This is a genomic window from Williamsia limnetica, assembly GCF_003217475.1.
Classification (GTDB): Bacteria; Actinomycetota; Actinomycetes; order Mycobacteriales; family Mycobacteriaceae; genus Williamsia; species Williamsia limnetica.
This window is the reverse complement of sequence record NZ_QJSP01000023.1, coordinates 55,711-69,572: the sequence shown is the minus strand read 5'-3', so window position 1 is coordinate 69,572 and position 13,862 is coordinate 55,711. Positions and strand designations below refer to the sequence as shown.

Annotated in this window: 14 protein-coding genes; 2 read left to right on the top strand and 12 right to left on the bottom strand. The window is 63.3% G+C overall.

The window, feature by feature from the left end; all coding sequences use genetic code 11:
- The 3 genes from DFR67_RS27145 to DFR67_RS27135 form a co-directional block, all read right to left on the bottom strand.
- Positions 1-813 (bottom strand): enoyl-CoA hydratase/isomerase family protein, encoded by an 813-nt coding sequence (locus tag DFR67_RS27145; RefSeq protein ID WP_110472568.1) that lies wholly within the window; start codon positions 811-813, stop codon positions 1-3.
- A 50-nt stretch (positions 814-863) separates the two neighbouring features.
- Positions 864-1,676: an enoyl-CoA hydratase/isomerase family protein gene (locus tag DFR67_RS27140; protein ID WP_110472589.1), complete on the bottom strand. Its 813-nt coding sequence runs from the start codon at positions 1,674-1,676 to the stop codon at positions 864-866.
- Between the two features lie 101 nt (positions 1,677-1,777).
- The gene (locus tag DFR67_RS27135) at positions 1,778-2,560 is read right to left on the bottom strand and encodes an enoyl-CoA hydratase/isomerase family protein (protein ID WP_110472588.1); all 783 of its coding nucleotides are present in this window, start codon (positions 2,558-2,560) and stop codon (positions 1,778-1,780) included.
- 227 nt (positions 2,561-2,787) lie between these two features.
- Here DFR67_RS27135 and DFR67_RS27130 point away from each other — a divergent pair, with 227 nt between their 5' ends.
- Positions 2,788-3,561 (top strand): FadR/GntR family transcriptional regulator, encoded by a 774-nt coding sequence (locus tag DFR67_RS27130; RefSeq protein ID WP_245938193.1) that lies wholly within the window; start codon positions 2,788-2,790, stop codon positions 3,559-3,561.
- 21 nt (positions 3,562-3,582) lie between these two features.
- On the opposite strand, the gene DFR67_RS27125 is transcribed toward DFR67_RS27130, so the two are convergent.
- Positions 3,583-4,530, bottom strand: a complete 948-nt coding sequence (locus tag DFR67_RS27125; protein WP_342766761.1) for an LLM class flavin-dependent oxidoreductase — start codon at positions 4,528-4,530, stop codon at positions 3,583-3,585.
- On the opposite strand from DFR67_RS27125, the gene DFR67_RS31285 reads away from it, so the two are divergent.
- Positions 4,424-4,684 carry a hypothetical protein gene (locus DFR67_RS31285; protein ID WP_245938196.1) on the top strand — a complete coding sequence of 87 codons (261 nt, stop codon included), beginning with the start codon at positions 4,424-4,426 and terminating at the stop codon, positions 4,682-4,684. The genes DFR67_RS27125 and DFR67_RS31285 overlap by 107 nt on opposite strands.
- Here the strand turns inward: DFR67_RS31285 and menB are convergent.
- The 8 genes from menB to DFR67_RS27085 all read right to left on the bottom strand — a co-directional run bounded on the left by menB (position 4,659) and on the right by DFR67_RS27085 (position 13,853).
- Positions 4,659-5,504, bottom strand: coding sequence for a 1,4-dihydroxy-2-naphthoyl-CoA synthase (gene menB, locus DFR67_RS27120; protein WP_110472567.1), 846 nt, complete (start codon positions 5,502-5,504; stop codon positions 4,659-4,661). The genes DFR67_RS31285 and menB overlap by 26 nt on opposite strands.
- Before the next feature lie 6 nt (positions 5,505-5,510).
- Positions 5,511-6,272, bottom strand: a complete 762-nt coding sequence (locus DFR67_RS27115; protein WP_110472566.1) for an SDR family NAD(P)-dependent oxidoreductase — start codon at positions 6,270-6,272, stop codon at positions 5,511-5,513.
- 63 nt (positions 6,273-6,335) lie between these two features.
- Positions 6,336-7,565 (bottom strand): acetyl-CoA hydrolase/transferase family protein, encoded by a 1,230-nt coding sequence (locus DFR67_RS27110; RefSeq protein ID WP_110472565.1) that lies wholly within the window; start codon positions 7,563-7,565, stop codon positions 6,336-6,338.
- Positions 7,565-8,761, bottom strand: coding sequence for a thiolase family protein (locus tag DFR67_RS27105; RefSeq protein ID WP_110472564.1), 1,197 nt, complete (start codon positions 8,759-8,761; stop codon positions 7,565-7,567). The genes DFR67_RS27110 and DFR67_RS27105 overlap by 1 nt, the downstream gene beginning before the upstream one ends.
- Complete coding sequence (locus DFR67_RS27100; RefSeq protein WP_110472563.1) at positions 8,761-9,570, bottom strand: SDR family NAD(P)-dependent oxidoreductase; 810 nt, start codon at positions 9,568-9,570, stop codon at positions 8,761-8,763. Before DFR67_RS27100 ends, DFR67_RS27105 begins: the two co-directional genes overlap by 1 nt.
- Positions 9,570-10,736, bottom strand: coding sequence for an acyl-CoA dehydrogenase family protein (locus DFR67_RS27095; protein WP_110472562.1), 1,167 nt, complete (start codon positions 10,734-10,736; stop codon positions 9,570-9,572). Before DFR67_RS27095 ends, DFR67_RS27100 begins: the two co-directional genes overlap by 1 nt.
- A gap of 96 nt (positions 10,737-10,832) precedes the next feature.
- Positions 10,833-11,888 (bottom strand): acyl-CoA dehydrogenase family protein, encoded by a 1,056-nt coding sequence (locus tag DFR67_RS27090; RefSeq protein ID WP_110472561.1) that lies wholly within the window; start codon positions 11,886-11,888, stop codon positions 10,833-10,835.
- Positions 11,889-11,900: 12 nt separating this feature from the next.
- The gene (locus DFR67_RS27085) at positions 11,901-13,853 is read right to left on the bottom strand and encodes an AMP-binding protein (protein WP_110472560.1); all 1,953 of its coding nucleotides are present in this window, start codon (positions 13,851-13,853) and stop codon (positions 11,901-11,903) included.
- Positions 13,854-13,862 lie beyond the last annotated feature (9 nt).

The following is a 13,862-nucleotide window of genomic DNA, read 5'->3' as shown; positions in this document are numbered from 1 at the left end:
TCACCGCCCGGTGAACATCGGTTCGCGCTTGTCCTTGAAGGCGGCCAGCGCCTCTGGCATGTCGTCCGTCCGGGTCAGCAGGGCCTGTCCGCGATTCTCCAATTCCAGCGCAGCCTCGTACGAGCCGATCTCGGCATTTCGCTGAATCGCACGCTTGGACATCCGCACACCTCCAGGGGAATTCTTGGCAATCAGGCGTGCCATGTCGAAGGCTTCGTCGAGTAGCGTTTCCGAGGGCACGATCCGATTCACCAAACCGATCCGTTCCGCCTCCTCCGCTGTGACGATCCTGCCGGTGTAGCCGATTTCGGCGGCCATCGCCGGGCCGACCAGTCGCGACAGGTTGACGGACGTTCCGAGCTCCCCGATCGAGAGCCCCACTTTCACGAACGCCGCGCTCAGCTTCACTGTCGGTGCGGCCAATCGGATGTCGGCGGCGAGCGCCAGTGCCAGACCGCCGCCGGTTGCGGGCCCGTGTATCGCTGCAATCACCGGGAACGGCAGATGTCTGATGCCCTGGATCCCGCCCGTGGCGGTCTCCTGAAACTTCAAGAACTCGCGTACACCCATCTCGGTGATCACGGATATCTCGTCGAGATCGAATCCGGCGCAGAACGCGCGGCTGCCCGTTCCGGTCACGATCAACGCACGCAGTCCGCTGTCGCGCAGCAATCGTGCAGCCTGCAAATACTCACCGAACATGGCTACGGTCTGCGAGTTCATCCGATCTGGTCGGTTCATCCGCAGCACGCCGATTCCCGGCTCGGCTTCGGCGAAACTCAACGTCTCGAACTCGGGGAGCTCGACATTCATGGCTTGTCCTCTCTGGACGCCCTCGGTGGCCGGATGTTCACGATCGTGGGCTACTCACCGTGGAAAACCGGCGCGCGCTTCTCTTTGAAGGCGGTGAGCGCTTCCAGCATGTCCGGGGTACGGGTCAGGAGTGCCTGCCCGCGGTTCTCGAGTTCGATTGCGGCAGCATAGGAACCGGTCTCCATATTTGCCTGGAGCGCCCGTTTCGACAGTTGGACCCCGCCTGGCGAGTTCGCGACGATTTGCTCGGCCATCCCCAGGGCGGCCCCGAGCAGGTCGTCCCCGGGACTCACCGAGTTCACCAATCCCAGATCCGCCGCCTCCTGTGCACCGACAATTCGGCCGGTGAAACAGATCTCACTGGTCTTGGCTGGTCCGATCAGTCGGGTCAACAACCACGACGTGCCCAAATCGCCCGCCGAGAGTCCGATCCGCACGAAAGCGGCGTTGAACTTGGCCCTCGGACCGGCGATCCGAATGTCGGCGGCCAGAACCAGCGACAGGCCGCCGCCGGCCGCGGGTCCGTTGACCGCGGCAATGACCGGGGTCCGGAGAGAACGAATGGCTGTGAGCGCCCGGGCGGCTCGTTCTTGCTGATCGAGCATGCCGAGCGCTCCCAGGTTGGGAAGGTCTTCTGCGTCTGCCAGGTCGTAACCCGCGCAGAACGTCTTCCCCGCGCCGGTCAGGATGACAACGCGGCAGTCGTCATCCTGGTCCAGGTCCCATGCCAACTGTTCCATCTCGATGAACATCGTGTTCGTCATCGCGTTGTACCGATCGGGGCGATTGAGCGTGACCAGCGCGACGCCGGGTTTCACCTCCTCGAGCAGCATGGTCGAATAGGTGCGCTCGACAGACTTCATGGTGATCACTCCTGGTCGGGTCACCGGTTGTCGGATCTACCGACAGCGTAGCTCGGATTGTTTAATGGTATGGCCAAATAGTAGGTTCCCGGAAGGGCCATCTACGCGAACTTCGGCCTGCGTTTCTCGATGAACGCGGCGATACCCTCAGTCGCTTCCCCGTGTTCGAACAGCCCCTGCTCCTGCTCGACCTCGAACCGGGCACCATCGTCCAACGGCAGATCGAACGCCGCGTCGACCGTTCGCACCACCGCGAGTTGCGCCGGCAGTGAGGCGGTCACGAGTTCAGCGGCGAGCTCCAGCGCACCCTCGAGTACATCACCGGTGACATGTCTGTCGACGAGGCCGATGCGGTAGGCCTCCTCGGCCGGCACGTGTCGAGCCGTCAACATGATGTCGAGAGCGCGGCCGCGACCGACCAACCTGGGTAGGCGCTGCGTACCCCCGGCCCCCGGGATGAGTCCGATCTTGACTTCCGGAAGTCCGAACCTGCCACCATCGGTCGAGACCCGCATCGTGCAGGCCATCGCCAATTCCAGGCCCCCGCCCAGTGCCAGACCATCCACGGCCGCAATCGATATCCACGGCGCCGCCGCCAGGCGATCGTTCACGGCGCGCATCTTGTCACCGTACGCAGTGAATGACTCCGCATCGATGCTCGAAAGATGCTTGATGTCTGCGCCCGCGGCGAAGAATCCCGGCAGCGCCGAGGTCACGATCATCGCCTGGACGTCGCCGGCGGCCTCACCCGCGTCGATTGCCGCGTGAAGGCCTTCCAGGAGCGGGATCCCCAGCGCATTCGCTGGCGGACGCGCCAGCACGACGACGGTCACCCCCGGGGATTCGGTGTACCACGAGACGACATCGTCTGCCGTGTCAGCCATCTGCACTCCTGGTGGTGTCGGCGTTCGTCTTGGAGCTACGAAGCACTACTCGTTTGCGAATATCCGACTCCGAACGTATGCGCTAACCACTCTTTATGTCAACCATTATTTTGGCCAGTCCAATAAAGTAGTGGCTGCTCAGGGGCCCCCGGAGCGGCATTCGACCGAAGAGCTCGAGAAATGTTAAATTAGGTATGACCAAAAGTACAAAGTAGGAAGCAGGTGCCATGCCCGAAGTGCCCGGGACCGCCGCAGTGTCGAGACATCCGGTTCAGCTGCAGCCCATGCAGGTTCCCAAAGCCTCTGACGTGCTTGCAAATGATCTCCGCGAGCGCATACTGCGCGGCGACTTCCCCACGGGCACGGCTCTCCCGCCGGAGCGCGAATTGGTCACCCAGACACGCATGAGCCGAACAACGGTACGTGAGGCACTGCGAATTCTCGAGGTGCAAGGACTCGTCACGATCAAGACCGGCCGCTCTGGCGGAGCGTTTGTTCAGCAACCCGGCGGAGCCGCGGTTGCGACATCTGTCAGCCTGCTGATTCGTGGTCAGCAACTCCGACTGACTGCGCTCCTCGAGACGCGTGAAGCGATCGAGCCCGCGTGTGCGAGCCTGGCCGCCAAATACCGGACCGACGAGGATCTGGCCATCCTCGACAGAGTCAATGCAGCAATGGCGGATGAGTCTGCCTCCCTGGCAGAGTTTCTGCAGGCAAACATCGATTGGCACCTGGCTGTGGCCGCGGCAAGTCACAACGAACTGCTGACCGGATTGATGTCTGCGTTGTCCGCAGCCATCTACAGTTCAACCGAGAACACGGCATTCGTGGATGACACCGTCCGAAAGATCACCATTCGGGCGCACAAGTCGATCACCGAGGCGATCCGGAGTTCGGATCCGCAGGCCGCAGTTCGCCGGATGACGAAACACGTGCACGGTTATGCCGAAGCGGTGGTCAAAGTCGAGGAACGAACCGAGATCGAACTGGGTGCCGAGTAAGCCGGTCCCCGCCTCGCGACGTCAGCGCGCGAGATAGGACTTCACACCCCCGAGGATATGGCGATTGATTTCCCGGATCTGTATCTCGCTGAGGCCCCACGGCGGCGCAATCAGATCGACATGATCGAAACCTTCGAAGCCCGCGGCAAGTCTGTCTTCGAATTCAGCTGGGCGGCAAGCGATCGCAATCGCGTCAATGGCTTCATCGGGTACCGCTTTGATCAGTGCATCGATATCACGATCGCGTGCGGCCTGACGGATCACGAGTTGGGCACCGCCCCAGCCATGTGACTCGAACAGCCGGTCGTACACGCGCGACGCAGCGTATTGTCCGATGGCAAAGGCGGCCTGGCGCCGCGCCCTCTCCTCGTCGTCGTCGATCGCGCACATGCGGATGCCCATCATGGTGATGTCAGCCGGGTCACGCCCCGCCGCGGTGGCGCCGACGGCAATCTCTTCGGCGACCGGCCCCTGAACATACGCGGAAGTGAACATGGGGTGGCCCACCAGTCCGTCGGCGTGCCCGCCCGCCGTGCGCAGCATGTAGCGATTCACGCCGGCGATCCAGATCGGGAGATGATCGCGGATCGGCCTGGTGACCTCGGCGGTCGGGGCGATGTGCACCTGATAGAAGCGTCCGTCGTGATCGACCGGACCCTCATGGAGTTTCCACAGCTTCCGCAACACCGAGACCAGCTCTGCCATGCGCGCTGCCGGCGCCTCGCCACTGACCCCGTGCCACGCTTCCATCATCTTCGGCGTGCCATTGCCCAGACCCAGGATGATTCGGCCACCCGACAACTCATCGAGATCACGGGCCTCGGCCGCCCACATGAGTGGGCTGCGCCCCACCCCATAGGCAATGTTGGATCCGATCGAGATGGTCGACGTTCCCGCCGCGATCGCCGCCATCGGAATCGTCGCCGACCGGCTGTACAGCTCACTCGTCCACACTGCCGCGCAGCCGATGGCCTCGGCCTCGAGAGCGAGTTCCACCATCGATGAGAATCGTGCGGGCCCTTCCCCGACGCCGAACGCGTTGATACCGAAAGTCGTCTCGCGATTCACCACTGCGCACTCACTTCTGTCGTCACTGATCAGGACCGCCGCGGAAACCGGCTGAAGTCTGGCGTCCGTTTTGCCTTGAACGCCTCGCGCCCTTCCTTGGCCTCGTCCGTCGAGTAGAACAACAAGTTCGCGTCGTGGGCGAGCTGTTGTATCCCCGCCAGGCCATCTTCGGAGGCGTTGAAACTCGCCTTGAGCAATCGCAGCGCCGTCGGCGACAGCTCGAGCATCTCACGGCACCATCCGACAGTCTCTGATTCCAACTGTTCCAAGGGCACAACGGTATTGACCAAACCCATCTCCAACGCCTGCCCGGCGTCATATTGCCGGCACAGGAACCAGATCTCTTTCGCTTTACGCACGCCGACCATGTTGGCCAGCAGACCGGCACCGAAGCCGCCGTCGAACGAACCGACGCGTGGCCCGACTTGACCGAGCCGGGCGTTGTCGGCGGCCACGGTGAGGTCGCAAACCAGCTGCAGCACGTGACCACCGCCGATGGCGTAGCCCGCGACCATCGCCACCACCGGCTTGGGTAGCCGGCGGATCTGCACCTGAACATCGGTGACGTGGAACCGACCCAGCTGCTCGGGGTGTTCGGGATCGGTCAGATACCCGCTGTCTCCGCGAACCCGTTGATCACCCCCGGAGCAGAAAGCATTGTCGCCCTGTCCGGTGAGGATGATGACGCCAATGGTCGGGTCCTCCCTGGCATCTACCAGCGCTTCACAGATCTCGATCAGGGTCTGCGGCCGAAAGGCGTTGTGTACCTCCGGCCGGCAGATCATGATCTTCGCGATCCCGTCGCCGGAATGGGAATAGTCGACGTCGTCGAACCGCCGGACAGTCGTCCACTCCACTGCACTTCGATCAGTCACGTCGCCTCAGGCCATCGTCAATCCGCCGCTGACCGAAAGGGTCTGGCCGGTGATGTAGCCGGCGGCATCCGACGCGAAGAAGGCCACCGCGGCCGCGATGTCGGACGGCAACGCCAACCTCTTCATCGGTACGGCCCGTGTCATACCGCCGAGAACCTTGTCGGCATCCTGACCTGAGCTGTCGGCGAACTTACGCAGTGCCGGCGTGTCGGTCGGTCCCGGGCATACGGTGTTGGCCGTGACCCCCTTTGTCGCGACTTCACGTGCCAGCGTCTTGGTGAACGCGATGGTGCCGCCCTTTGCTCCCGAATAGACCGCCTCGAGCGAGGACCCGACGCGGCCGGCATCCGAACCGATGTTGATCACGCGTCCGAATCCGCGTTCCATCATCCCGGGGACCACTGCGTGATTGACACGAAGCGCGCCCTTGAAGTTGATGTCCAGAATCTTGTTCCAGAAGTCCTCGTCCGTGTCGACGAACTTCATGAAGTCGTCCCAGCCGGCGTTGTTCACCGCGACCTCGATCGGACCGAATTCTTTCGTGACCTGCTCGATCGCGCTGTTCACCGATGCCGTGTCGGTCACGTCGATCAAAACCGCGATGGCGCTTCCTCCGTCGTTTGCGATCTCCTTCGCTGTCTGCTGGGCAACCTCGAGGTTGAGGTCGGCGACAGCTACCCGAAATCCCGCTGCGCCCAAGGCCCGCGAGATGCCCTCGCCAATGCCCTGTGCGCCGCCCGTGACCAGTGCTACTCGATTGTTACTCATTGATCCTTCTTCCTGTGATCGATCGACGATGCCATGACTTGCATTTCGTGAAGGTCTGCGGACCTATGAGACACGCCTCGCCCCTTCCGTGAGAGCTTCCCGGAACTCGGGCGCTGCGATCTCGACCAGCCGCCGTGTGCGTTCGGCCAGAGACTGCCCGCGCAGGTGTGCGACCCCGTACTCGGTGACGACACAATCGACATCGGCCCGTGCCGTGGTGACTATGCCCTCGTCGAGCGCCACCTTGATCGACGAGCGTCCCCGATTCTCCGAGCGGAGGGCAATTATGGAACGCTTGCCGGTGAGAGCGGCGGCTCGTGCGAAATCGACCTGACCACCGACTGCGCCGAGGTAGGTACCGCGGCTCATCTCCGCGCCGACCTGTCCGGTGAGATCGACCTCGATCGCAAAGTTCACCGCCACCAGTGACGACAATTGCGACAGCACCGACGGCGCGTGGGTATAGCTGGTCGGGCGGAATTGCACTGGTAGTCCGGCCAACCGGGAATATAGTTCGGATGATCCCAATGCCGTGCCCGCCACGGCAAGACCTCGGTCGATTTCTTTGCGACGTCCCGTGATCACACCCTTGTCTATCAGTCGCATCACGCCATCGGTGACCATCCCGGTGTGGACACCGAGGTCCTTGTGCTCTGCCAATTGCTCCAGAACGGCTACACCAGTCGAGCCGATGCCGACCTGAATGGTGTCGCCGTCTTCGATCAATCCGGCTATGTGCCCGGCGATCCGGCGTTCCGGATCGCCTACCGGCCGACTGCTCTCTTCCTGCAGCGGACGATCGGTGAGAATGGTGGCGGCGAACCGATCGATGGATACCCGCGGAGATCCCGGTATGGCCGGCATCTGCCGATTGATTTCGGCAAACAACACCGGAGTGTGCGCCAACGCGTCGGCCATGTAGTCGACACCTATCCCGAGGGAACACATGCCGTCGTCGTCAGGGGACGAAACCTGCAGCAGACCGGCATCACTCGGGAACCGTTTCTCGGCGAACATCCGTGGCAGAGCTGAATAGTGGCACGGTACGACCTCGAGCTGATCATTCGCCCCGACGTCACGCAGCTTGCCGAGCCCGCCATAGGAGAACATCGTATCCGCTGGCGAAATCGATTGTGCAAGTTGATCATTCCAGCTCAGCCCGGTGAAGAGGCGAAGCGGCCCCAAAGGCGGGGCCTGCGCCAGTAGATCATCGACCAGAGGCCGCGGCTCGGCGGCCGCCTGGCCCCACCAGACACCCATACCGGGTCGCAGATACTCGGCGAAATCGACCATCAGTTGGTCCGTTCGATGAGCGTTCCCGTTCCGAGACCACCACCACAACACATGGTGACCAACCCGAGTTCGGTGTCACGGCGTTCCATTTCGGCGACCAGGGTCGCGATCAGACGAGCTCCGGTGGCACCGACGGCGTGACCCACCGCGATCGCACCACCGTTGACGTTCACCCGATCCTCGTCGGGCTTCAATTCGCGCTGCCACGCCAGAACAACGGAAGAAAATGCCTCATTCACCTCGAACAGGTCGATGTCGTCGACGGTGAGTCCGTTGCGTTCGAGCAGTTTGTGGGTCGCGGGGATCGGCCCGGTCAGCATGATGATCGGATCCACACCGACGGTGGTCTGATCGACTATGCGCGCTCGAATCTTCAGACCGTGGCGTTCCGCGGCTTCGCGGGTGCACAGCAGGACTGCGGCGGCGCTGTCGCAGATGGGACTTGAAGTGCCTGCGGTGATCCGGCCACCGTCGGGGCGGAACACCGTCTTGAGCCCGGCCAGCGACTCCAGAGATGTACCGGGCCTGACGGTCTGGTCGCTCGTACGAACCTCGCCGTCGAGGGTCATCGGCACCATCTCTTCGGTGAATCGACCCGCGGCGATCGCCGCGGTCGCCAACGCATGGGACCGCACGGCGAACTCGTCCAGTTCGGTTCGGGAGAGCTGCCATTTGTCGGCGATCAGTTCCGCACTTTCGCCCTGACTCACGAAGTCGTAGCGCTCCCAGAGTTCGGCGGGCCACGGTTCCCCGTACAGCTCGCTGATCTTGGACGGCGCGTTCATGGGCACGTGCCCCATGTGCTCAACACCGCCGGCAATCACCAGATCGTGGGTTCCGGACGCGATCAGAGCCGCCGCGAAAGACACCGCTGTCTGCGCAGACCCGCAGCGCCGATCCAACGTGGTCGCCGGCACCTCGGGCGGAAAACCTGCCTGCAACCAGGCATTCCGGCCGATGTTGCGCGACTGCTCTCCGAACGGTGCCGTGCAACCGATCACCAGGTCGTCGACGACCGCGGGATCGAGCCCCGATCGCGCGATCAGATCCTGGTAGCAGGCCCCCAACAACGCATTGGGGTGAGTGTCCCGAAACCAGCCCTTTTCCGGGTGCGACTTACCGATCGGGGTCCGAACCGCTTCAGCGATGACAACTTCGCGGCCCGCAGAGACGAAGGGGCCATGTACCTTACCCATCAGATGACCGTCCCGCCGTCGACCGGAAGAACCTGACCGGTGATGTAGCCGCCGGCCTGAGATGCGAGAAACACGAACGTCGGTGCGATCTCATCCGGGTACGCCCATCGTCCCAGCGGGATTCGGGCCAGCGTCTTGGCCGCGAGTTTCTCGTTGCCCCGGATGTTCTCGGTCATGGCGGTGGCCGCCAACGGCGCTACCGCGTTCACTGTGATCGCCTGCCGGGCAAGCTCTTTTGCCAGCGACTTGGTCAGACCCACAATCGCGGCTTTCGCTGCGCCATAGTTGGCCTGACCGATCGTGCCGACCAGTCCCGCGGCTGAGGTCACATTGATGATACGACCGGTACCGTCCTCGGGTAGGTGATCCAACGCCGCATGACTGCAGTGGTACGTGCCCATGAGGTGGGTGTCGAGCACCCTTCGGAACTTTTCCGGGTCCATGTTCTTGAACATGGCCGGCGCGATGACACCGGCGTTGTTCACCAGGATGTTCAGCTTGCCGCTGCCGAGTTGCGCAGCGGCGGCCACCGCGTCCTTGGCCGCTTCGGGATCACAGACATCGAGGGCGAAGGGTTCGGCTGTCCCACCCTCCGCCGTGATGCGATCACTCACCGCAGCAGCAGCGTCTTTGTTGATGTCGGTGACCAGAACAGCCGCCCCGGCGGCGGCGAACGCCTCAGCGATGGCCGCACCGACACCACCACCGGCACCGGTCACCAGGGCCGTCCGGTCTGTCAGCGAGAAGACGCCGACGCCTTTGACGATCGTCGGCTTGTCCGAAGGATCGGGTTGCGCGTTGTCAGACATCAGTAACTCCTGGGAAGGCCGAGAACGTGTGAACCCAGGAAATTGAGTACCATCTCCTGGCTGATCGGGGCGATACGGGTCAGTCGCGCCTCGCGGAAGTACCGCGCGACGTTGTACTCCTCGGAATAGCCCATACCGCCGTGGGTCTGCAGTGCGCGGTCAGCGGCGTCGAACCCGGCGTCAGCGCACAGATACTTTGCCGTGTTCGCCTCACGCGCACAGGGTTTCCCGTTGTCGTACAGCCAGGTCGCCTTCCGCAGGACCAGCTCTGCGGCATCGAGCCGTGCGAGCGAATCGGCGAGCGGGAACTGGATGCCCTGGTTCTTTCCGATCGGCCGTCCGAAGACCTCGCGGTCGTTGCCATACCGGACGGCCGCACGCAGGGCGGCCCGGCCGAGCCCGAGCGCTTCGGCAGCGATCAACATCCGTTCCGGGTTCAGCCCGTCGAGGATGTACTTGAATCCCTGGCCTTCTTCCCCCACCCGATCCTCGACCGGAATCTCCAGACCATCGATGAACAACTCGTTGGACGTCACCGCATTTCGCCCCATCTTCTTGATGGGACGGATGTCGACTTTGTCGCGATCGAGGTCCGTGAAGAACAAGGTCATGCCGTCGGTTTTCTTGGGCGAATCCTCGAACTTGGTGGTCCGTGTCAAGAGCAGGATCTTCTCCGACTCCACGGCTTTGGAGATCCACACCTTCTTGCCATTGACGATGTACTTGTCACCTTCGCGCTTGGCGAAGGTCGTTATTTTGGTGGTGTCCAGCCCGGCACCCGGCTCGGTCACGCCGAAACAGACATGGAGATCGCCGTTGACGATGCGTGGCAGCGTCCGCTGCTTGAGCTCTTCACTACCGTGGACGATGACCGGGTGCATGCCGAATATCGACATATGCATCGAGCTCGCACCGTTCATACCAGCACCCGACGCCGACACCTGCTCGAGCAGGATCGACGCCTCCGTGATGCCGAATCCGTGTCCGCCGTACTCCTCTGGTGTGGTGATTCCCAACCACCCACCCTGTGCGAATGCGTCGTAGAACTCACGCGGGAACTCATGGGCCGCATCTTTCTCGGCCCAGTATTGATCGTCGAATTTGCCCGCCAGCTCTGTTACCGCGTCGCGAATGGTGACCTGGTCGTCATTCAGTTCGAAATCCACTGTGCTTCTCCCGTTCCAAGCTTGTGAGTCGATAGTACCAATGGCCTGACCAAATGCATATGGCCCTTCCCGGGCCCGACGGTCAGCTCGGCCGGCTTACGCACTGTCGGCGAGCAACGCTGCCGCAATGCGTTCGTTCCAGCTCGCAGGCGTGCCGTACAGGACACGATCGAGCTTGACGCGCTTGTAATGCAATTGGAGCTCGTGCTCCCAGGTGTACCCGATTGCACCGTGCACGGTGAGTGCACTGTCGGCGGACTCGACGGCGTGTTCGGTGACCTGAGCCTTCGCGACCGCTGCGGTCGTCGCGGCGTCGTCGAGACCGGCATCGGCCGCCGCCGCCGCATACAGCGCGACCGAGAATCCGGATTCGACGGTCACCAACATTTGGGCCGCAGCATGTTTGACCGCCTGGAACGAGCCGATGAACTGCCCGAACTGCTTGCGTTGCTTGCTGTACTCGACCGCCAACTCCAGCATGCGTTCGCAACTGCCCAGAGCGTCGGCCGCCACCAGCACGGCAGCGCGGGTCGCCATCGCCGCGAGACCGTCAGGTTGCTCGGGCAAGATCGCCGCGGGGGCGTCGGTGAAGGACACCGTTGCCGACGAGCGGGACCGGTCCAGGAGTCGATCGGCCGTGATCTCCGCGGCCGCGGCGTCGGCACGTACCACTATCGTCCCGGTCTCGGTCAGGATCGGCACCACGAACACGTCGGCTTCCGACGCGGCGAGGACGTGAGCGATCGTGCCAGAGATCCGGCCCTCGGAGAAACTCACATCGCCGGGTGCCGGAATTCGGTCCGAACGGACCACCGGCACCCACGTCCGCTCTCCGGCAACGAGTTCGGCAAGGTTGTCACCCGCCAACACCGGGGCAACGATAGCGGCGGCCAACCACGCCGAGTTGGGTGCCGCTGCCCGCGAGTATTCGCGCGATGCCAACGCCAATTCGAGAAGACCGCCACCCTCGCCACCATCTTCTTCGGGGTGACCGACCCCCCACCAGCCCTCGCCGACCAGTGCCGACGTGAACGACGCCGAATCACCGGTGTCGAGTGCACCCCGGATCGTGTCGAGTGGGAACTTACTGGCCGTCCACTCGCGAAGCGACGTCGAGAACAGTTGCTGCTCCTCCGACAATTCCCAGTGCATACAGAACTCCTCTCAGACCTGATCCGCGTTGTGCACAACGCCCCTGATGGCATCGACCGCGTCGGGATTCTCGGCGCTGGACAGGTCCCCGGGGTCAGTGCCCAGCGCAGCCGCCTTGACTGCGCGGCGCATGATCTTCGCCGACCGGGTCTTGGGCAGCGCCGTGACCTGCCAGACCTTCGACGGCGCAAAAGGTTTGCCGACACCTTTGGCGACGAGCGTCCGCAGTTCATCCGACACGCCTGTCGTCTCGGCGCCGGCCCGCGGAACCCAGAAGGCCCACACGGTCTCGCCCTTCTTCGGATCGGGCACGCCGATTGCGGCGGCTTCGGCCACGGACGCGTGCATGGCCAGTACGGACTCGACCTCGGCCGGCGCCAACCGCTTTCCGGCGATGTTCATGACGTCGTCGGATCGCCCCATGATGAACCACTGACCCTCGGAGTCGACGAGGGCGTAGTCGCCGTGGCACCACATTCCGGGGAATGCCGACCAGTAGGCCTCGAGGTAGCGTTCCTTGTCTTTCCACACCCCCCGAGTCATCGCAGGCCACGGTTGCCGACACACCAACTCACCGATCTCACCACGCAACGGGCGTCCGGCATCGTCCACGACGTCGACGTCCATACCGAGCGAGGGTCCGCCCAGGGAGCAGCTCGGGATGGGTTCGACGGGGTAGGGCGCGAGGAATGAGCCACCCACCTCGGTGCCGCCCGAGAAGTTGATGATCGGCACACGAGAGTCGAACACGTCGCGGGCCAGCCAGTCGTAGGACGACGGATCCCACGGTTCGCCCGTCGAGCCGAGGGTGTGCACCGACGAGAGATCACGCGAGGTGATCTCCGCGAGGTCTGCGGACTTCAGCGCGCGCACCAGGGTCGGCGACACACCCAACATCGTGATCCGTTGGCGTGCAACGAGATCCCATAGGCGATAGTCGTCCGGTACATCAGGCGAGCCCTCGTACAGGACCAGGGCCGCCCCGTTGGCATGGGTCCCGAATGCGGCCAGCGGACCCATGATCCACCCCATGTCGGTGATCCAGCAGAACACGCCGTCACGTCCGACATCGAACGAGTAGGCGACCTCACTGGCCACCTTGAGAGTGAAGCCGGCGTGGGTGTGCACTGCACCCTTCGGCTTTCCCGTCGTTCCGGAGGTGTACCCGAGAAGCATCGTCTGCATCGCGGGAAACGCGGCGAAGACCCACTTCTCCTGGGCGGGGTCGACCAGCGTCTGCCAGCTCACCGACTTCGCGCCGGGTACCTCTGCGGTGTGACCCGAGCCCAGGTTGTCGACCATCACCACAGCCTCGACCGTGGGGCAATGCTCCAGGGCGGCGACCAGTTCGTTCGCCATCGGGACCGTACGTCCGCGCCGGACGGTGCCATCGGCCACGATCACCGCCTTCACCTCGGCATCATTGAGTCGAGACGCGATGGCGGGCGCGGCGAAGCCGGAGAACAACGGCACCAGGATGGCACCGATACCGGCGATTGCATAGCAGGCCACGACGGCTTCGGGAATCATCGGCAGGTAGATGCCGACAGCGTCACCCGGTCCGATGCCGAGGGCGGTCAACCCTGTCGCGGCGTGTGCAACCTGTTCTGCCAGCTCGGCGTAGGTGAAGGTGCGGACCGTTCCGTCTTCCGATTCGTGGACAACGGCGGTCTGATCGGCACCGTCGGCCAACCAGCGAGTGATACACGCATCGACCACGTTGAACGTGCCACCGGGGAACCAGTCGGGGAACTCGAGCCCGTTGGACGAATCGAGTACACCCCGGTAGGGCGTCGCGAACGGCACCTCGAGATCGGCAACGACTGCGTCCCAGTACCACTCGATGTCTGCAGTCGACCGTGCGCGGAGTTCATCGATCGACTCGACTCCGTGACGACGCGCCAGGCGCAACACGTTTGCGTTGTCGATGTACTCCGCAGTGGGATTCCAGACGTAGGTGCTCATTGCACGCCT